The sequence below is a fragment of the Rhodococcus sp. 05-339-2 genome, assembly GCF_002258965.1.
Classification (GTDB): domain Bacteria; phylum Actinomycetota; class Actinomycetes; order Mycobacteriales; family Mycobacteriaceae; genus Rhodococcoides.
In genome coordinates this window covers 296959-315589 of sequence record NZ_NOYW01000008.1, presented here as the reverse complement: position 1 = coordinate 315589, position 18631 = coordinate 296959, and the positions used below count along the sequence as shown (strand labels likewise).

At 66.9% G+C, this 18631-nt stretch carries 24 protein-coding genes and 1 pseudogene; 2 read left to right on the top strand and 23 right to left on the bottom strand.

What is annotated here, in order from left to right:
- Positions 1 to 14 precede the first annotated feature (14 nt).
- The 13 genes from CH273_RS07800 to CH273_RS07740 form a co-directional block, all read right to left on the bottom strand.
- Positions 15 to 218: a heavy-metal-associated domain-containing protein gene (locus CH273_RS07800; RefSeq protein ID WP_032394170.1), complete on the bottom strand. Its 204-nt coding sequence runs from the start codon at positions 216 to 218 to the stop codon at positions 15 to 17.
- Positions 219 to 238: 20 nt separating this feature from the next.
- Complete coding sequence (locus CH273_RS07795; RefSeq protein ID WP_032393890.1) at positions 239 to 520, bottom strand: metal-sensitive transcriptional regulator; 282 nt, start codon at positions 518 to 520, stop codon at positions 239 to 241.
- A 16-nt stretch (positions 521 to 536) separates the two neighbouring features.
- Positions 537 to 788 carry a hypothetical protein gene (locus tag CH273_RS07790; RefSeq protein WP_032393889.1) on the bottom strand — a complete coding sequence of 84 codons (252 nt, stop codon included), beginning with the start codon at positions 786 to 788 and terminating at the stop codon, positions 537 to 539.
- Positions 785 to 1210 carry a hypothetical protein gene (locus tag CH273_RS07785; RefSeq protein ID WP_045200992.1) on the bottom strand — a complete coding sequence of 142 codons (426 nt, stop codon included), beginning with the start codon at positions 1208 to 1210 and terminating at the stop codon, positions 785 to 787. The genes CH273_RS07790 and CH273_RS07785 overlap by 4 nt, the downstream gene beginning before the upstream one ends.
- Before the next feature lie 52 nt (positions 1211 to 1262).
- Positions 1263 to 1703 (bottom strand): hypothetical protein, encoded by a 441-nt coding sequence (locus tag CH273_RS07780; protein ID WP_052049245.1) that lies wholly within the window; start codon positions 1701 to 1703, stop codon positions 1263 to 1265.
- 71 nt (positions 1704 to 1774) lie between these two features.
- Positions 1775 to 1948 carry a hypothetical protein gene (locus CH273_RS27615; RefSeq protein ID WP_155290783.1) on the bottom strand — a complete coding sequence of 58 codons (174 nt, stop codon included), beginning with the start codon at positions 1946 to 1948 and terminating at the stop codon, positions 1775 to 1777.
- A 97-nt stretch (positions 1949 to 2045) separates the two neighbouring features.
- Positions 2046 to 2684, bottom strand: a complete 639-nt coding sequence (locus CH273_RS07770) for a hypothetical protein (protein ID WP_052049244.1) — start codon at positions 2682 to 2684, stop codon at positions 2046 to 2048.
- Positions 2681 to 3655: a porphobilinogen synthase gene (gene hemB / locus CH273_RS07765; protein ID WP_032393885.1), complete on the bottom strand. Its 975-nt coding sequence runs from the start codon at positions 3653 to 3655 to the stop codon at positions 2681 to 2683. Before hemB ends, CH273_RS07770 begins: the two co-directional genes overlap by 4 nt.
- A 49-nt stretch (positions 3656 to 3704) precedes the next feature.
- Positions 3705 to 5267, bottom strand: coding sequence for a bifunctional uroporphyrinogen-III C-methyltransferase/uroporphyrinogen-III synthase (locus tag CH273_RS07760; protein ID WP_032393884.1), 1563 nt, complete (start codon positions 5265 to 5267; stop codon positions 3705 to 3707).
- A gap of 159 nt (positions 5268 to 5426) precedes the next feature.
- Entirely contained in the window at positions 5427 to 6404 is a 978-nt protein-coding gene (gene hemC / locus CH273_RS07755) for a hydroxymethylbilane synthase (RefSeq protein ID WP_032393883.1), read from the bottom strand.
- Complete coding sequence (locus tag CH273_RS07750; protein ID WP_032393882.1) at positions 6401 to 7813, bottom strand: glutamyl-tRNA reductase; 1413 nt, start codon at positions 7811 to 7813, stop codon at positions 6401 to 6403. Before CH273_RS07750 ends, hemC begins: the two co-directional genes overlap by 4 nt.
- Complete coding sequence (locus CH273_RS07745) at positions 7810 to 8640, bottom strand: redox-sensing transcriptional repressor Rex (RefSeq protein WP_032393881.1); 831 nt, start codon at positions 8638 to 8640, stop codon at positions 7810 to 7812. The genes CH273_RS07750 and CH273_RS07745 overlap by 4 nt, the downstream gene beginning before the upstream one ends.
- Positions 8641 to 8796: 156 nt before the next feature.
- The gene (locus tag CH273_RS07740; protein WP_032393880.1) at positions 8797 to 9078 is read right to left on the bottom strand and encodes a glutaredoxin family protein; all 282 of its coding nucleotides are present in this window, start codon (positions 9076 to 9078) and stop codon (positions 8797 to 8799) included.
- Between the two features lie 205 nt (positions 9079 to 9283).
- On the opposite strand from CH273_RS07740, the gene CH273_RS07735 reads away from it, so the two are divergent.
- Positions 9284 to 10219, top strand: coding sequence for an HAD family hydrolase (locus CH273_RS07735; RefSeq protein ID WP_045200988.1), 936 nt, complete (start codon positions 9284 to 9286; stop codon positions 10217 to 10219).
- A 19-nt stretch (positions 10220 to 10238) separates the two neighbouring features.
- On the opposite strand, the gene CH273_RS07730 is transcribed toward CH273_RS07735, so the two are convergent.
- The 10 genes and pseudogenes from CH273_RS07730 to CH273_RS07685 all read right to left on the bottom strand — a co-directional run.
- Positions 10239 to 10727: a GNAT family N-acetyltransferase gene (locus tag CH273_RS07730; RefSeq protein WP_032394167.1), complete on the bottom strand. Its 489-nt coding sequence runs from the start codon at positions 10725 to 10727 to the stop codon at positions 10239 to 10241.
- 22 nt (positions 10728 to 10749) lie between these two features.
- Entirely contained in the window at positions 10750 to 11799 is a 1050-nt protein-coding gene (locus CH273_RS07725) for a lysophospholipid acyltransferase family protein (RefSeq protein ID WP_032393879.1), read from the bottom strand.
- Positions 11796 to 12923 (bottom strand): NAD-dependent epimerase/dehydratase family protein, encoded by a 1128-nt coding sequence (locus CH273_RS07720; protein ID WP_256981153.1) that lies wholly within the window; start codon positions 12921 to 12923, stop codon positions 11796 to 11798. Before CH273_RS07720 ends, CH273_RS07725 begins: the two co-directional genes overlap by 4 nt.
- 144 nt (positions 12924 to 13067) lie before the next feature.
- Positions 13068 to 13169 carry a 30S ribosomal protein bS22 gene (locus CH273_RS07715; protein WP_003402602.1) on the bottom strand — a complete coding sequence of 34 codons (102 nt, stop codon included), beginning with the start codon at positions 13167 to 13169 and terminating at the stop codon, positions 13068 to 13070.
- A 204-nt stretch (positions 13170 to 13373) separates the two neighbouring features.
- Positions 13374 to 13610 carry a helix-turn-helix domain-containing protein gene (locus tag CH273_RS07710; protein ID WP_008713658.1) on the bottom strand — a complete coding sequence of 79 codons (237 nt, stop codon included), beginning with the start codon at positions 13608 to 13610 and terminating at the stop codon, positions 13374 to 13376.
- A gap of 127 nt (positions 13611 to 13737) precedes the next feature.
- The gene (proC, locus tag CH273_RS07705) at positions 13738 to 14553 is read right to left on the bottom strand and encodes a pyrroline-5-carboxylate reductase (protein WP_032394165.1); all 816 of its coding nucleotides are present in this window, start codon (positions 14551 to 14553) and stop codon (positions 13738 to 13740) included.
- A gap of 19 nt (positions 14554 to 14572) precedes the next feature.
- A complete protein-coding gene (locus CH273_RS07700; protein WP_032393878.1) occupies positions 14573 to 15430 on the bottom strand; it encodes a thioesterase family protein in 858 nt (285 codons plus the stop codon).
- Between the two features lie 22 nt (positions 15431 to 15452).
- Positions 15453 to 16295 carry a sugar phosphate isomerase/epimerase family protein gene (locus tag CH273_RS07695; RefSeq protein WP_032393877.1) on the bottom strand — a complete coding sequence of 281 codons (843 nt, stop codon included), beginning with the start codon at positions 16293 to 16295 and terminating at the stop codon, positions 15453 to 15455.
- 12 nt (positions 16296 to 16307) lie between these two features.
- Positions 16308 to 17462 carry a hypothetical protein gene (locus CH273_RS07690; protein ID WP_032393876.1) on the bottom strand — a complete coding sequence of 385 codons (1155 nt, stop codon included), beginning with the start codon at positions 17460 to 17462 and terminating at the stop codon, positions 16308 to 16310.
- Positions 17459 to 17713: pseudogene (locus CH273_RS07685) on the bottom strand (Ppx/GppA phosphatase family protein); the annotation flags it as partial. The gene CH273_RS07690 and the pseudogene CH273_RS07685, both read right to left, overlap by 4 nt.
- Before the next feature lie 111 nt (positions 17714 to 17824).
- Here CH273_RS07685 and CH273_RS07680 point away from each other — a divergent pair.
- Entirely contained in the window at positions 17825 to 18586 is a 762-nt protein-coding gene (locus tag CH273_RS07680; protein ID WP_179275443.1) for a hypothetical protein, read from the top strand.
- The last annotated feature ends 45 nt before the right edge of the window (positions 18587 to 18631 follow it).

The following is an 18631-nucleotide window of genomic DNA, read 5'->3' as shown; positions in this document are numbered from 1 at the left end:
ACCGACCGAGTGCGTCAGGACACCAGTCGATACCCGGCTTCGGCGACTGCGGCGTCCACCGCCGCGGTGTCGAGCGTCGAATCGCTGCTCACCACGACCGCACCGGAATCCACATCGACGTCGACGCCGGTGACTCCCGAGATCTCCGATACCTCTTCCGTCACCGATGCGGCGCAGTGCCCGCACGTCATGCCCTCGACCGAATATGTCGTCTGCATCTTCACTCTTCCCTCTCGAGTCAGGAACGAACCAGGCGCGCGATGGCCTCGGAGGCCTCTTTCACTTTCGCGTCCGCCTCGGGTCCGCCGTGTTTCGCGGCTTCCACCACGCATCCAGCGAGGTGGGCGTCGAGCAGCTTCAACGACACCGACTGCAGAGCCTTGGTCACCGCGGACACCTGGGTGAGAACGTCGATGCAGTAGCGATCGTCTGCGACCATTCTCGATATCCCGGCCACTTGGCCCTCGATACGACGCAATCGCTTCAGCAGGTCGTCCTGCTCGGCGCTGTAGCTGCTCATGTCCGCAATGATACCCCTACCCGGTAGGGGGTGCGCCTCCGGACACGAGTCGACGGACGCCGTCGACCGTCAACAGTCCGGCCACGATGGCGGCGAGAGCGGCCAGCGCAATCCAGGACCCCGAGTAGAACGTCCCCGAATATGCCGGGGACACCTCCGGAACCGCGGGAAACTCCGTGGTGCGCACCCCGGCGTTCCAGCACGCGACCGCTCCGATCACCGCGAGCAGAGCCAGCACCAACTCCGCCCACCCGAGGGACTTCCTCACAGGTACTCCCGCTTCGCCGTTTCGAGAGCCGCGCGCAGACCGTCGTCGTCCTTCGCCCAGGCCTGCACCAGTCCGCCGCCCACCAGACGCAGCCCGATGCCGTGGCGCTTGCGCGGGACGCCCGACAGCTCGCCGAGTACCCGCGCGGTCTCCCACTTCTTCGGCTCGTATTCGCCGTCGGCGTACTCGGCAGGGGGCAGAATGTCGTCGATCTCGTCGAGGTCGACGGTCTCGGTTCCCTGGCGCAGCCGACGGGTGGTGAGTTCCACGCTGACGTGCATACGCGCGGCGCGGAGCTGGACGTACGTGAAACCGACGAGAATCAGCGAGAAGAGAGCGAGAGCGAACCAGTGGACCACCGGTCCTGATGCGAGCTCGACCGCGAGTACCACGAGGCAGAACACCGGCCCCCAGGCCAGCATCCGCCACCGGCCACCGGGCTCGTGGAAGAGCACGGTCTCGTCGGTGGGGGTATCACTGCTCACGGATGAACCACTCCCGTGCCGACGGCCGGTAGACCAGGACCGCTGCGACCACCAACGCGACCGTGATCACCAGCAGCACGAACGGAAACACCAGCGCGGCGAAGGTCAGCAGCAGCGCGGTGGCTCCGGACAGAGCGACCAGGGCGCGTCGGAAACGGCGGTCTCCGCCCCGGACCGGGCCCGACATCAGGCCGACGGCCAGCCCGACCACACCGAAGATCACGCCGAGTCCACGAAAGACCGTCAGGAACGAATCGACCTGTTCGTCCGTCGCGCCGCCGGTGGTGAACGACGCTCTTATCTGGTCGGCGGGGAGCGTCAGGGCGATCATGCAGACGACGATCAGCAGCACCGCGGAGGTCAGCCACAGCCAGTAGGCGGCGGAAACCACTCGGGGCCGGGCGATCGGTGTGTCGGTGTCTGCGCTCACGCCAGACATCCTGCCACCGGGGGCGAGCTGTGCGTTCGGCCGGCAGAGATTTCCGCGCCGACGCGACGTGCTCAGCCTGCAGAAATTCCCAGTGCCATGATCGCGATGGCGGCCGAGACGGCGAGCAGCAGCCCGAGCAGGGCCCAGCCGGGGCGACCGCTCTCGGCGGGACAGGGCTCGCGATCGACGGCCGGTGCTGCGGTCGGCTGCGTGATGCTCGCTGCTGCAGGGGTGTGCTCTGCCATGTCGGTTCCGATCACTCGAGACGATATCGACAGTGATGCTAGTCACACAGCCGGTCCCGCAGCCTCGAACGCGCCCAAAACTATCGAGTTCTGAAAACTACCGCTGCCCCGAAGCGACGAAGTATTCGTTGGATTCCCGACGGTGCATCAGATAGATCGCCCCGGCGGCCAGCACTCCCTGGCCGATGCCGAGCACACTCATCACGATGTTCATGGCTCCTGCGCTCGACGCAATGGCGAACAGTTCGAGGATCATGGTGAACACCGTGAACGATCCGATGATGGTGAGCAGCATGCGCGCCCACATCTTGCCTGCGCGCATTCGCTCTACCCAGAGCAGGAACAACGCCCCGAAACCGATGACCACGAACACCGTGACGACGAGCATCACCGTCACCATCGACTGCGTGGACTCCACCGTCATGTCGGCGGCCGCGTCCTGCGCCGCGAGGTCGTCGAGCAAGGACTGCGCGAATTCCTCGCGCGCCCCGAACAGCGTCCACACCGAGAACAGCGCCGACAGCGCCCCGATCAGAGCAACTCCCCACCACAGGTGGCGTGCGGTCTCTACGTCGACGGGCGCCGGACGCGGGGTCGGCTCGAGCTCCGGTCCTGTCTGCGGGAACCCGTGCTCGAGCTCCCAGCGCTGCCAATCCGGCTGCGGAGGGGGGTTACCCGGCCTGTTGCTGTCTGGGTTGGTGCCGTCCGGGTTGTTGTTCGGAGGAAATTCGTTCACAACCAGCCCGCCACTTCGGTAGCCCAATAGGTCAGTACGACATCGGCACCGGCGCGTCGAATGCCGACGAGCGATTCCAGCACCGCTGCGTCGCGGTCGATCCACCCGTTCTGAGCGGCGGCGGTGATCATGGCATATTCCCCGGAGATCTGATACGCCGCAACCGGAACCGGTGACATCTCGGCGACGTCGCGAAGAATATCGAGATACGACATCGCCGGCTTGACCATCACCATGTCGGCACCCTCGGCGAGATCGAGCTCCACCTCGTGGGTGGCCTCCCGGCGGTTCGCCGCATCCTGCTGGTACGTCCGGCGATCGCCCTGCAACGAGGACCCCACTGCTTCGCGGAACGGGCCGTAGAACGCCGAGGCGTACTTCGCCGAATACGCCAGCTGACCGACCTCGACGTGGCCTGCAGCGTCGAGTCCGGCGCGGATGGCCCCGACCTGACCGTCCATCATTCCGCTCGGTCCGAGCAGGTGCGCACCGGAATCCGCCTGTGCGACGGCCATGTCGACGTACCGCAACAGGGTGGCGTCGTTGTCGATGGAACCGTTCTCCCCCAGGACTCCGCAGTGCCCGTGGGAGGTGAACTCGTCCAGGCAGGTATCGGCCATGATGACCGTCGAATCCCCGAGGTCGGCCTTCAGCCGCGCCAGACCCCGATTGAGGATTCCGTCCGGGTCGGTTGCCCCCGAGCCGGTTTCGTCCTTGTCCTCGGGTCTCGGTACTCCGAACAGCATGACGCCGCCGACGCCTGCCGAGACGGCCTCCTCGGCGGCAGCGCTCAGCGAATCCAGCGTGTGCTGGTACACCCCGGGCATCGAGCTGATCGCCCGAGGCTCGGTGATGCCGTCGGCCACGAACATCGGCAGCACCAGATGCCGTGCCTCGAGCGAGGTCTCGGCCACGAGTCGACGCAGTGCCGGGGTGCGGCGCAGGCGTCGGGGACGGTCGGTGGGGAACAAGCGAACTCCTTACGGACCGGGTGTGCTGAGCGTGAGATCGGCGGCCGAGTTACCGGCGGCGCGACTTCTTGCGCGGCGGGGGCAGTGCGCCCTCGGCCCGCAGGCGAGCCGCGTGCTCGGCGAGAGCCTCGACCAGCGGTCCGACCTGTGCCGACTCGGGCTGCACATCCACTCGCAGACCGAATTCGACGGCCGTCTCGGCGGTCTTGGGGCCGATGCACGCCACCAGGGTGCGAGCGTGCGGCTTTCCGGCGATGCCGACCAGGTTCCGGACGGTGGAGCTCGACGTGAAGCACACTGCGTCGAAGCCGCCGGTCTTGATCATCTCGCGGGTCTCGGCGGGGGGCGGTGCCGCCCGAACGGTGCGGTAGGCCGTGACATCGTCGATCTCCCAGCCGCGTTCGCGCAGCCCCTCGGCGAGCGTTTCGGTGGCGATGTCGGCGCGCGGCAGAAGGACTCGGTTGACCGGGTCGAAGACCTCGTCGTACGGCGGGAAGTCCTCGAGCAGTCCGAGCGAGCTCTGCTCACCCGAGGGCACGAGTTCGGGGTTGATGCCGAACGAGCGCACCTTCGCCGCGGTTGCCTCACCGACACAGGCGATCTTGACACCGGAGAACGCGCGAGCGTCCAGACCGAACTCCTCGAACTTCTCCCACACGGCGCGAACGGCGTTGGTCGAGGTGAAGACGACCCACTGGTAGCGACCGTCGACCAGGCCCTTGACGGAGCGTTCCATCTGGGCCGGGCTGCGCGGGGGCTCGACGGCGATGGTCGGAACCTCGATGGGGATGGCACCGTGGGTGACGAGGCGATCGCTCATCTCCCCTGCCTGATCCTTGGTGCGAGGTACCAGCACGGTCCAGCCGTACAGGGCGCGAGATTCCCACCAGGACATCTTGTTTCGACCCGAGACGACCTTGCCGACGGTGACGACGAGGGATCCGACGAGCTCGGATCCGGCGTCGTTGAGGGTGGCGAGGGTGGCCTCGACGGTGCGTTGCTGACGGGTGGTGCCGCGGACGGTGATGGCCGCGGGTGTCTGCGGTGCCAGGCCGTGTTCGACGAGGGCACTGGCGGTTTCGGCCAGGTGACCCGATGTTGCGTGCAGTACCAGCGGGCCGGGGGCCGCGGCGAGAGCTGCCCAGTCGACCTCGCCTCGGACGTCGGCCTCGGTGTGACCCGAGCCGAGTGCCATTCCGGCGTAGCTGGGCACGGCCGATCCTGCGGGCAGGCCGGGGAGCACCTCGAACGGCACGTGCGTGCGTGCGACGGCGCCGACCTCGGCGATCACCGAGTCGGTCGTGAGCGGATCACCGGAGACCAGGCGAACCACGTCGTGGCCGTTCTTGGCTTCGGCGAGAAGGGTTTTGGCGACCTCGGCCGGTTCGCCGAGTGCCGGACGAACCTCGACACCGTTCTCGCCCGTCTCCGGGTCACGCGGAACGTCGGCACCGACAAGGGCGGTGACGCCCTTGTCGACGTCGGGATCGGTGAATGCGAGCTCGGCCGCTCCGAGCACTTCCCGTGCCCGGACCGTGAGCAGAGCCGGGTCACCCGGCCCGGATCCCACGAACAGGATCCGTCCGTTGGTGTTCTTGCGGACTGGGCTCATCGGTTGTTCTCCAGTGCTGTCTTGTGTGGGTACTGCAGTTCTATCGGGGTTGCGGTGCCCCGTTTCGGAATCAGTCGAGCGGTGGCGATCGACTCTCTTCGCACCACGGGACGGGTCGCCTTGCGTTTGGCGCGTCCGCGGACTGGTGCCGTTATGGCCCTAGACATGAGATCCACCCCGTAGACGAGAATCGGCCTGTGCCGGTTCGGTGACCGAAACGAGTTCGCGCGCACCGAGATCGAGCAGTTCGCGGGCCAATTCCCGGCCCAGCTCCTCGGCTCGCTCGGGTGATCCGACGATCGACGCGCGGATGGTGTCGCTGCCGTCGATGGCGGCGACGCAGCCTCGCAGGGACAGTTCGTCGAAGATTCGGCCGTCCTCGTCGATGGATTCGACGACCTCGGCGATCGCGCCGACCGGGGCGGTGCAGCCGGCTTCGAGTTCGGCGAGCAGTCCGCGTTCGGCTGCCACCGCGGCGCGTGAGTGCGCGTCGTCGAGGGTGGCGATGGCCGCCGCGAGATCGGTGTCCTCGACGCGGCATTCGACGGCGAGCGCACCCTGGGCGGGTGCCGGAAGCAACTGAACCGGGTCCAGCGCTTCGGTGACCACGTCCAGTCGGCCGATGCGGGCCAGTCCGGCGCGGGCGACGATGACGGCGTCGAGCTCACCCGACGCCACCTTCCCGATCCGCGTGTCGAGGTTGCCGCGCAACGGCTGAACGTCCAATCCCTGTCCGAGAGCGCGCAATTGAGCGATACGACGCGGGGCGGACGTGCCGACCTTCGCGTCGGCGGGCAATTCACCGAGTACCAGTCCGTCACGGGCGACCAGGGCATCTCGCGGATCCTCGCGAGCCGGGATGGCGGCAATGGTGAACCGGTCGTCGGCCGCGGTCGGCAGATCCTTGTACGAGTGCACCGCGATGTCGACGGTGCCGTCGGCCAGTGCCTCACGCAGCGCCGCGGTGAAGACGCCGACGCCGATCGTCTGCACGGGAGCAGCAGACAGGTCGCCTGCGGTCTTGACGATCACCAGTTCCGCTTCGACTCCGGCTGCCGCGAGGGCCACCCGAACCGTGTCGGCCTGGGTGGTCGCGAGAAGGCTTCCGCGAGTACCGATCTTGACGACGGCGGTCATTCGGCACGCTCCTGACCGGTGGTTCCGCCGGGGTAGGAGTCCGAGCGTAGATCGGTGCGGCTGGCGGTGAAATCGTCCACCAGTTCCAGCGAGCCGATCTCCATGGGCGTGGCGACGGCGTCGACCGAGCCGGGGCTCAGTTCGAACAACTCCCGCAGCGCAGCGGCATAGGAATCTCCACCCGGTGTGCTGGCGAGCTGCTTGACCCGCACGGTGGGCGAATGCAGCAGCTTGTCCACGACGCGGCGCACGGTGCGCGCCACCTCGTCGCGCTGCGGCGAGTCGAGCCCTGGCAGTCGCGATTCGAGACGGAGCAGCTCTCCCTCGACCACCTCGGCAGCGCGCTGGCGCAGCGCCGTGACGGTGGGGGTGACCTCGGCAAGTCGTTGTCCGGCAAGGTAACCCGAGAGTTCACTGGATACGATCTCGCGGGCGGCCGACGCGTCGTTGGCTGCGGCACCGGCAGCAGGATCGCGCTGCAGGGACTCCATGTCGAAGACGGTGACGCCCGGCAGACCCGACACCGCGGCGTCGACGTCGCGCGGCAGACCGAGGTCGCAGATCACCAACGGTCGATCCGAGCCGCGGCGGGCGAGCGCGAGGTGGGCGTCGGCGATGGAGACCACGGCCCCCACCGCTCCGGTACAGGTGAGGAGGATGTCGGCCTCGGCGACTGCGTCGGCCAGGTCCTCGATGGCGACCGAGGTTGCTGCGATCCCGTTGGAGACGGCGTTCTCGGCCAGGTGGTCGGCTCGCTCACGGGTGCGGTTGACGACGGTCAGCGCGCCGATGCCTGCGCGGCCGAGGTGGGCGACGGCGAGGCCGCCCATCGCTCCGGCTCCGAGGACGACGGCCTTGCGGCCGGCGAGGGAACCGTCGAACTTGTCGGCGGCGCGGTCGAGGGCGACCGAGACCACCGAGGCTCCGGCGGCGTCGATTCCGGTTTCGCTGTGCACGCGCTTGCCCACGCGCAGGGCCTGCTGAGCCAGTTCGTGCATCACGCGGCCCGAGGCCTGCTGGCCGTCCGAGGCGGCGTAGGCCGAACGGATCTGGCCGAGGATCTGCTGCTCGCCGATGACCATCGAGTCGAGGCCACTGGCCACGGCGAAGAGGTGCTCGACGGCGGCCTCGCTGTAGCGGACGTACGCGTGCTTGGTCAGGTCCGCGATCTCGAGCCCCGAGTGTTCGCCGAGAACTTCGCCGACGGCGGTCAGCGCGCCGTGGAAGGCGTCGACGACGGCGTAGATCTCGACCCGGTTGCAGGTGGACACCACCATGACCTCGGAGATGCTTCCGCTGGCCATCAGCTTGTCGGTCAGTTTCGGGCGATCGGTGTCCGTGATGGCGACACGCTCGAGAACTGCGACGGGAGCGCTACGGTGCGAAATCCCGACGAGAAGGACACTCACGGTGCAATCACCGATCCGTTTCTTGTCGAACTGTTGACTGGGCTTGGATTGCCGGCGATGCGCGGGCCGTGACTGCGGCCGAGGCGTGCCGTTGACGTGAGCGGGGGCGGCGATACCGGCTGCGGCCGGGGGGCGGTGACGATGGCCGGACCGTCGATGTCGGTCGGTCCCGAGACGTTGCGCGAGCTGTTGAAGGAGAGCACCTGCATCTCCACCGCCAGGTCCACGCGCCGCACCTCGACATGCTCGGGGACGTCGAGAACCATCGGCGAGAAGCTCAGGATGGATTCGACGCCACCGGAGACGAGTTGCTCGGCGACGCTGTGCACGGATTCGTCGGGGGTGGCGATGACGCCGATGGTGGCTTCGAGTTCACGGCAGGCGACCACGAGTTCGTCGACGTGCCGGACGGTCAGTCCGTCGATGTCGATGCCCACGCGCGCCGGGTCGTTGTCGAACAGTCCGACCATCGTGAAGCCGCGTCGGGCGAATCCGCCGTAGCCGGCCAGCGCCTGTCCGAGGTTGCCGACTCCGGCCAGGACGACGCGATGGCCGCGATCGAGTCCGAGTGCGCTGTCGATCTTGGCGCGCAGGCGCGCCACGTCGTAGCCGACTCCGCGAACGCCGTTGGGGCCGAGAAAGGACAGATCCTTGCGGAGTTTGGCCGATCCGACGCCTGCTGCGGTGGCCAGTTCTTCACTGGAGACGATGAGAACGCCCTCGTCTGCGAGGATGGAGAGGACCCGCAGGTACGTCGCCAGACGGGTGACCGTAGCCTGAGGGATGACCCGCTCTACGCCGCTGGGCGACGGGCGCTCTTCGGTCACGTCTGGGGCTCCTCGTCCGAACGGCGTCGATGCCGGTCTTCACGCTGATCCTGCGTTCGTGTCTATTTCACGGACGCTGTTCACACCACGGTAACTGCTTGTGAACGAATGAACAAAGTTGCGCACACCGGCCCTCACCTGCACACGCGAGAGCAATCACACGTTCTTAGGGTGCCCTGCCCGGGTGAGATCGGCTCGCAACCGCGGCACGTCTACCTCCCAGTAACTGTGTTCGATGCCGTCGAGGAGCACCACGGGCACTCGATCCCCGTACTCCGCACGCAGGTCAGGCGATTCCGCTGCCGCCTCGTCGACGTCGACGACGGTGACCGGCACGTCGAATTCGCGGCACACCTCGCTCAAGACCTCGAACGCGTGCGTGCAGGAATGGCAGCCTGCGCGGGTGAGAAGAGCCACGCCGGTGGGAGTTGTCTGCATGAATCCACTGTGACACGAGCTCGGCGGAGACGAAGGTCACAGTCCCCGGTCCGATCGGGGGCCGAACGACGGGCGCGCAGTACTGCCCTTCGCCTGTCGTCCGGACGACCCCGACTAGGCTTGCGGCGAGCGACTCGACTGGGAGGTGGACATGGTGAGCGACGGGGGAACAGACCTGCCGATCGAGAACACGCCCGATATCGACATGGTCGATACCAACGATCCGAGCGAGGACAAGCAGTTCAAACGCCGCATCCGCAGGATTCGCAATCCATTCGGTCCGACCGACGCCGAGGTCCGCGCCAACGTGGCAGGCCAGGCCAGTGCCGATGCCGCCCTGGCGTTGCAGATCGAGTCCGAGGCGGCCGTTCCGCGGGATCTGACTGCTGCCGCCTTCTTCGACGTGGACAACACGATGGTGCAGGGCGCGTCGATCATTCACTTCGCTCGCGGGTTGGCCGCGCGCAAGTACTTCACCAGCGGCGATCTGGCCCAATTCGCTTGGCAGCAGGTCAAATTCAGGGTCAGCGGCAAGGAGAACAGCGAGGACGTGGCCAGTGGCCGCGAGAAGGCGCTCTCGTTCATCACCGGCCGTCCCACCTCGGAGCTGACCCGGCTCGGTGAGGAGATCTACGACGAGTTGATCGCGGACAAGATCTGGGCCGGTACCCGGGCTCTCGCGCAGATGCACCTCGACGCCGGTCAGCAGGTCTGGCTGGTGACGGCCACTCCTCTCGAACTGGCCCAGATCATCGCCAAGCGCCTCGGCTTGACCGGGGCTCTGGGAACGGTCGCCGAGAGCAAGGACGGGGTGTTCACCGGCCGTCTCGTCGGCGACATCCTGCACGGCATCGGTAAGGCGCACGCGGTGCGTTCGCTGGCGGTGCGCGAAGGTCTCAACCTCAAGCGCTGCACCGCGTACTCGGACAGCCACAACGATGTGCCGATGCTCTCCCTGGTCGGCACCGCCGTGGCGATCAACCCCGATACCGACCTGCGTGAGCTGGCCAAGAACCGGGGTTGGGAGATCCGCGACTACCGCACCGGACGCAAGGCAGCCAAGATCGGAGTGCCCACGGCGTTGGCCCTGGGAGCGGTGGGCGGTGGGCTCGCCGCGGTGATCGGCCGTCGCAAGTCCTGATCCATCCCGGTGACGACAGTCAGAGCGTGAGCTGCATCAGCGTCAGGTCCAGCCAGCGACCGAACTTCACGCCCACCTGCGGCATCTGCCCGACGGTGACGAACCCGAGTTTCTCGTGCAGTGCGATCGACGTGGTGTTCTCGGATTCGATGAACCCGACCAGCACGTGCACCTCGCTCGCCTGCGCCCGCTCGATCAGTTCGCTCAGGAGCGCACTGGCCAGTCCGCGACGGTAGAAGTCTCGGTGGATGTACACCGAGTGTTCCACCGAGTGCCGATAGCCGCTCTTGACCCGCCACTGCCCGTACGACGCGTATCCGGCCACCCGTCCGTCGACCTCTGCGGTGAGGACCGGGTATCCGGCGGCGATCCGGCCCTCGAACCAGGCCGTGCGATCGGCGAGATCGACCTGTTCCTCGTCCCAGATGGCGGTGGTGTTGGCGACCGCATCGTTGTGGATGTCGAGAATCTCGGGTAGATCGGCAGCGGTGGTGTCGCGGATATGCACTGCCACAGGGTAACCCGAGCGTCTAACCCAGGAAGACGTTGCGCCTCTTGGCAAGCAGTCGATACAGCGTGTGCTGGATGGTCTCGCGGACGTGGTCGGTCAACTCGAACAGCACCATCGGATCCTCGAACGCGGTGGAGTCGTACCCGTCGGTGGGGATCGGTTTGCCGAATTCGATGTACCACTTGGACGGCATCGGAATCAGACCGAGCGGACCGAGGTGCGGGAAGAAGGGCGTGACCGGAAAGTAGGGCATGCCCATCAGTCGGGCCAGCGGTGCGATGTCGCCGATCTTGGGGTAGATCTCCTCCGAGCCGACGATGGAGCACGGGATGATCGGCACACCCGTCCGCAGCGCAGCCGAGACGAATCCGCCGCGGCCGAATCGCTGCAACTTGTAGCGCTCACTGAACGGTTTGCCGATGCCCTTGAACCCCTCGGGGAACACCGCGGCGACCTCGCCGGTACGCAGCAGACGCTCGGCGTCGGGGTTGCAGGCCAGCGTGTGCCCGGCCTTGCGGGCGATCGTGCCGACGCCGGGCATCTCGAATGCCATGTCGGCGGCCAACATTCGCAGAGGCCGGTGCGCCGGGTGGTGATCGCGCACGGCGACCGACGCCATCAACGCATCGACGGGCACCACGCCTGCATGGTTGGCAACGACCAGTGCGCCGCCGTCGGACGGAATGTTCTCGATGCCTTTGACCTCGACGCGGAACCACTTGTCGAACAGCGGCCGCAGCAACGGAAGCCAGATCGCGTCGGCGAAGTGCGGGTCGTAGCCGAACTCGTCGACGCTGTAGTCACCGGCCAGCCGCCTGCGTACGAACTCGGCGACCGAGGAGATCTGGTCGACGATCGTGGACTTGGTGTCGTCGATCATCGACAGCAGCGGAGCCGGTATCGACGGCGTCACGGTCGATGCGGCGGCAGGCGCCGGGTCCAGCAACGGCGTCGGCTCTCGGGGATCGGTGTAGGCGGAGGGGTGCCGCTCACGCGAGCCCGCAGCCGCTCGGGCCGAGCGTCCCGAGGTGCCGCCGTGCAATGGAATCACTTTGGCCACTTCGCTCACCCGTCCCCTCCCGAACTACGCACCGCTCCGGAACGCGGCAGTGCTGCCAGTGCACGCGCCGTGGACGCGCCTGTCTCGACGGCCGAGACCAGTCGATCCTCGACGCTGTCCACCCATTCGGTTCTGATGACCGGCCGCAGCGCTGCGCCTCGGACGAAGTCGTCGAACGCCTGAACCGTGGTCCACCGCGGCTCGAATCCCAGGACGGACCGCATGCGGGTGGTGTCGAGTCCGCAGCCGAAGTGGAAATAGTCGAGTTGCTCGGTGGTGAACTCGCGCATCATGCCGCCCATCAGGGCGCGGCCGACGCTCTTGAAGAGCGGGAACGGTACCGGCACCTGAACGCGGCCGGCTCGGCGAATCGCCTGGGAGAGCATGATCGTGCCGTCGGCTCCGATGTTGAACGTGCCCGCCGACCCGCCGAGAGTGGCGCGCTCGAGCGCAGCCAGGGCGTCCTCTTCGTGCAGCAACTGCATGCGGGCGTCGCGACCGACGATGCTGGGGATCAGCGGCGAGGTCATGTAGCGCGAGATGGTGCCGTTCAGTCGCGGACCGATCAGCGGTGCCATGCGCAGGATCGACACCGCGATATCCGGTCGTCGACGGCCGAGGCCACGTAGGTATCCCTCGATGTCGATCGTGTCCCGCGCGTACGCACCGCTCGGGGGGCGTCGGGCACTCATCTCCTCGGTGAATTGCACCGGGTCCTTCGCGCTGCAGCCGTACACCGAGGACGACGAACGCAGTACGACCCTCTCGACGGTCGGCGATTTCTGGCAGACCGCGAACAGCTGCATCGCGCCGATGACGTTGAGGTCCTTCATCGTCGCGCGGCCACCGGATTTCGGAGGCTTGGCGACGGTCGCTGCGTGCACGACGGTATCGACGCCTGCATTGCGAATCACTTTGCCGATCAGCGGATTACGAATGTCGGCGCGGACGAATTCCGCGCGACCCATCCGGCGCAGCAGATCCTTGCTCGGAGACACGGCGTCGACGGCGATGACGCGCTCGACGTTCGGATTCTGGGCCAGCCTGGTGACGAGGTAGCCGCCGAGGAATCGACTCGCTCCGGTCACGAGGACCACTCGGGGCGCGGTCGATCCACGATCGCTCGGACTCACTGCGCACCCCCAACGTCGGTTCCGCTGCAAAGCCTACTGGATCAGCAGGTGTCCGGGTGGGTGAGAAGCAAAGCCCGTTCTTCGAACGGAAGAAGCCCGCCACCGACGGTGACGGGCTTCTTCGTGAAGCAGATGACGGCAGGCTTATTTGCCGAGTTTCCTGCGCTGCACGCGGGTACGACGAAGCAGCTTGCGGTGCTTCTTCTTCGACATGCGCTTGCGACGCTTCTTGATCACTGAACCCATGCGGGTGTCCTCACGTTCTTCTCTAGCGTTTTCGCGCACGCCGTTTGCGTACGCCTACCTGACAACCAAGCCCTAGGGCTGCGGTCACCGAGCTGGCGCTGGGGCCACGTACTCGCCCACGGCTACACACCGGCTGGCTGGCACGACGAGCGCCAATCCTACCGGTGTGAACCAGGACTTACGAAACCGGCCCCACGTGCACTACTAGCCTGCGTCGAAGTACGAGGTCTCGAGATAGTCGTGGACCGCCTTGGCGTGCACACGAAAAGATCGACCCACTCGTACAGCGGGCAATTCTCCGCCGTGCACCAGCCGGTACACGGTCATTTTCGAAACCCTCATCAGCGTCGCCACTTCGGCGACCGTGAGGAACTGCGTTCCGGCCAGAGCCGGTTGACCGTCCGGGGACGAACCCTTGGACGGCTTGTTTATAGACGCCATCAATCCACATACCTCCGGCACGTCTCATGCGGCAGGCTTCCCCTCCTGCCGAACAGACACGCACGTGCTGCCCCCGAGCCTATAGGGACAGATGGGGTTACTGCGACGGGAGTGGGGAAAAGATTTTTTATTCTGCTGTGATGCCCATCTCAACGGATCGGGCATTCGCGGCACCGAGGGCATCGAAAAACGCTGCTCGGAGGCCGTTTCTCTCCAGTTCGCGCACCGCAGCGGCGGTGGTTCCGCCCGGAGAAGTCACGGCGTATCGGAGCTCGCTCGCGCTCTCGTCGGAGCGATCGAGCATCGCCCCCGACCCCACCATCGTCTGAACCACGAGCGCCGACGCCACGTCGCGGCTCAATCCCAGGCCTACTCCCGCGTCGATCATGGCCTCGGCCACCAGGAAGAAATAGGCCGGGCCGGAGCCGGACACGGCCGTCACGGCGTCGAGCTGATTCTCCTTGACCACGACCACCTTGCCGACGGCCGAAAGGATCGAGCGCACCAGTTCGAGGTGCTCGGCGCGGGCGTACTTGCCCGGTGCCAACACGCTGACGCCCTCCCCCACCAACATCGGGGTGTTGGGCATGACCCGAACGACCGGGAAACCGGCGGGGAGCTTGGGCTCGAACTTGGCGGTGGGGACGCCTGCGGCCAGCGAGACGATGAGTTGTTCGCGATCGCCGTCGAGTTCGATCTTCGTGATCTCGTTCAGTGCCGCTTCGACGTCGGCCGGCTTGACCGCCAGCACGATCACGTCGGCACCCTCGGATGCGTCACCGACGGTGGTGGTCAGTACTCCGAATTCCTCGGCGATCTCCTTGGCGCGGGCCTCGGACTTCTCGGCGACCACCAGATCGCGCACAGCGTGGCCGGACTCGAGGAGTCCCGCAATCAACGCCTCGCCGATCCGTCCGCCGCCGATCACTGCAATTCTCGTCATGGACGCCAAGCCTGCCATGTCAGTTCGAGCGCGGCACCATCGCCAACTGTCTGCTCTGCACCACGACGGCACCGGTCGAATCCAGCACCACGTGGTCCTCCTCGAACCAGGTGCTGCCGATGACGGTGCTGGTCGCCGCCACGCGCAGCCACCCCGGTGCCGGACGGCGTCGCAGGTAGGTCGTCAGCTGCACGGTCGGAGCCCAACCGAACATTCCGCGGTTCATGGTCACCGGGGCCGAGATGTCTCCGGTCATCAGCGCGAACAGCACTGCGGTGTCGACGTCGGCCTCGTCGCCCGCGAATGGGCGCACCCACAATCGAATCTCCGCCTCGCCCTGCTGACCGGTCAGGAACGACGCCGACGATGCGTCGATACGCATCTCGCAGCCCTTGGCGACGTGCACGATGGACGCCATCGGATGATCGCCTGCCACCGCGAGTGTCTCGGCGGGAGGTTCGACGGCCATCGACGACAACGACGTCGGTGTCTCGTGGTGGGGTTCGTCGGAGTCCGGACGACCGAGGGTCACCACCGCCCGCACGGCAACGCGTCCGGCCTGGGTGAGCTCGACGTCGACGTGGGAGACCTGGCGACCGCGCTTGCGCACGATGGTCGTCAGCGCTACCTCGCCGGGATCGGGTGCGGCCAGGTAGCTGACGCTCACTGCGAGCGGCTGGATCTCGGTCTGCTCCGGGTCGGTCCTCACGATCTGCTGACGCGCTGCTGCGGCGCAGACCGCGAGCATCGCGCCGCCGTGCACCTTGGGACCGATGGTCCAGGTGGAGTCGATGGCGCCCGCGAACGATCCGGTGTCGGCGTCGACCTCGAGCGCGGTCAGGGTGGTGGCGGCCTTGAAGGGGCTGGCGGAACTCATTGGCGACAACTTACCGGCGGCCTCAGGACAGGTGTGCGCGGGAGAACTGCAGTGCTTGTCCGAGCATCGACGATCGTTCGGGGACCGTGCGCGCGTTCTGCGTGTTGATCTCGATCACTGCCTGACCTTCGAAGCCGCGGCGCACCAGTTCGGTGCACACCTCGACACATGGCTGGCTGCCGTGACCGGGGATCAGATGCTCGTCGACCGATGCGCCCCGGCCGTCGGCCAGATGCAGGTGCGCGATGCCCTCGCCCATCCGGTCGAGCATCTCGAGCGCGTCCGAGCCTGCGGTGGCGGTGTGCGAGAGGTCGAGCGTGTAGTGATCGTGGCCGACGTCGGTCGGGTCGTACGACGGCGAGAACGCCGACAGGGCTGCGCCCGGACCACCGCGTCGTTCGAGTCGCTGTGCGGATTTCTCCTTGCGCCCGAAGAAGCGGTCGGCCCGCATCGGGAACATGTTCTCGACGGCGACCACCACGTGGGAGTTCGCTTCGAGTTCGGCGACCTGATCGGCGAAGCCGTCGCTGTACTTGCGCTGCCACCGGAACGGTGGGTGCACCACGACCGTCGCCGCGTCCAGCTTCTCGGCCGCCTCGACCGACCGGGCGAGTTTGGCGACCGGATCCGATCCCCACACTCGCTGCGAGATCAGCAGGCACGGCGCGTGGATGGCCTGCACCGGCATCGAGTACTCCCGCGAGAGCGCGGCCACGGCGTCGACGTCCTGACTGACCGACTCGGCCCACACCATCAGCTCGATGCCGTCGTACCCGAGCTCCGCCGCGTACCGGAACGCCGCCTCGGTGTTCTGCGGGTAGACCGAGGCGGTGGACAGTCCCACCCGAATTCGCTGCGCACCCATCGGCGTGCCGGCTCAGCCGGTACTGAGCTGGAAGGCGAGCGGACCGAGCGTGACGAAGACGCCGACGGCGATCGCGATGACGATCGACATCAGATCGTCGGTGCGCCGCAGAATTCTCACCACTGCGACGAGCCCGACGATGACCAGCACCGACAGCACCAGCGCGACCCACGGCAGCACGTCCCACAGTTGCTCGAAGCCCTTGAACAGCAGCGCGCCGACGGCGATCGACACCACGGCCTGACCGATCAGCACCAGCCATTGCCGGACGGCACCGCCCTTGCCCTTGACGGCCGCTGCCCGGCGATCGGTGCGCGAGGCCGCAGTCGCGCTGTCGGCCGCCGCGTCCGGTGCGTCGTCGGTTGCCGTGTCGGTCTCGACGTCGGTCGCGGTCTTCGGCTCGTCGTCGATCCCCGGCTTCGCGAGATCGACGACCTCGGTGGCGGCGGACGTCTCGACCCCCACCGACTCGGCTGCCGTGTCCTCGACGCGCGCGAGGCGCGGCGACACCACGGTCTTGGTCAGGTCGTCGACGTCGACGACCGCTGCTCGCGGAGCGACATCGGTGTTCGGCTCGGCCACCTCGACCTGCCGCGGTGCGCGGAAGCCAACCGGCTTGCGGGTCCGACTCTGCTCGGCCGCGGTTGATCCGTACGGAAGCCGATCCGACGTCGGCGTCGCAGCCGACGTCGGTGCCACCGGGTGCCTGGCGCGTTCGGTGTCGTCGTGCGAGCGGTTCAGCAGGTCACCGGCAACCGTGGTGGAACCGGACAACAGTTCCGGCTCCGGCTGCTGCTTCTCGCGCTTGCCTGCCGGTTGGAACGGGGTGGGGCGAGTGCTCTGCGGCCGAGCCGGCTGTGGCCGCGAGGAGACGGCGGCGGGTGCAGCGTCCTCGGCCGCATCGTTGCTCTGCGGCGCTGCCGGAGCGACGTCGGACGTCTCGGGCTCGGGCTCGTCGGGGGCCGGGGTCTCGACAACCGGGGCGCTGCGGTTGCCGGGCTCGTCACGAACGACGGGGATCTCACCGGTCAGCTCGGCGACGGAGATGCCGCCCTTGACGCCACGGCGACGGCGACCGCCCGCGCTCAGGTTCGTCTTCTGACCGTTTCGGGCCAAGAGCTCGGCAACCGAGATCTGTCCGGTGTCCTCCGGGTTGGTGTCGCTCATCTCGAACTCCCCACCAGATCGCCGTCGGTTTCGGGGTCCAGCTTCCTCAACATCAAACCTTCCTTCAGCGCCCACGGGCATATCTCGAGTGACTCCGTTGTCGATGCCCGCATGCTCGCCTCCGCGACCAGAGCCCCGGCCGCCAGTTGTGGCGACCCGTCGGCGCTGACACCTACCGATTCTGCACGGTCGGCCGCCATGATCCGCGATACGAACGCTACGAGTTGCCTCGAGGAGTTGACTCGAGCCGCGTCTGCACCGACGTCGAGCACCCCTATTCGCACATGCCCACGGTACTGGGTCTACCGTCGTCGTTTGTGACAGCAGGTCGTGAGCAGCAGCCGTTCGCTGCAGAGGTCGAGATGGATTTCCCTCGAGAATGGGTCGAGTTCCCCGACCCCGACAATTCGGAACACCTCATCGTCGCGGATCTGACGTGGTTGTTGTCCAACTGGACCTGCGTGTTCGGGACTCCGGCGTGTCAGGGAACCGTCGAGGGCAGGCCCGACGACGGGTGCTGCTCCCACGGCGCGTTCCTGTCCGACGACGACGACAAGCGCAAGCTCGACGAGTCGGTGAAGTTGCTCATCCCCCAGGACTGGCAGCTCATGGACAAGGGTCTCGGCAAGAAGGGGTACGTCGAATACGACGATCTCGACGACGAACAGTCGCTGCGTACGCGGCGCTACAAGGGTGCCTGCATCTTCCAGAACCGACCCGGGTTCGAGGGCGGAATCGGGTGCGCGCTGCACTCGATGGCACTGCGCAAGGGCATCGAACCGCTCGAGGTCAAACCCGACGTGTGCTGGCAGCTGCCGATCCGACGTACTCAGGACTGGGTGACGCGGCCGGACGGCTCCGAGATTCTCAAGACCACGATCGGTGAGTACGACCGACGCGGCTGGGGCGAGGGTGGTCTCGATCTGCACTGGTACTGCTCGGGCTCGCCCGACGCGCACGTCGGATCGAAGCAGGTGTTCGAGTCCTACAAGCCGGAGTTGACCGAGCTGCTCGGCAAGGCCGCGTACGACGAACTGGCATCGCTGTGCAAGCGTCGCCGGGGTCTCGGTCTGATCGCGGTGCATCCCGCCACTCGTGAGGCGGAGCGGCTGCGCCGCACGTGAGCGAAACTTCGTAGCCCACTACGAATTTCCGCTCACATGCCGCAG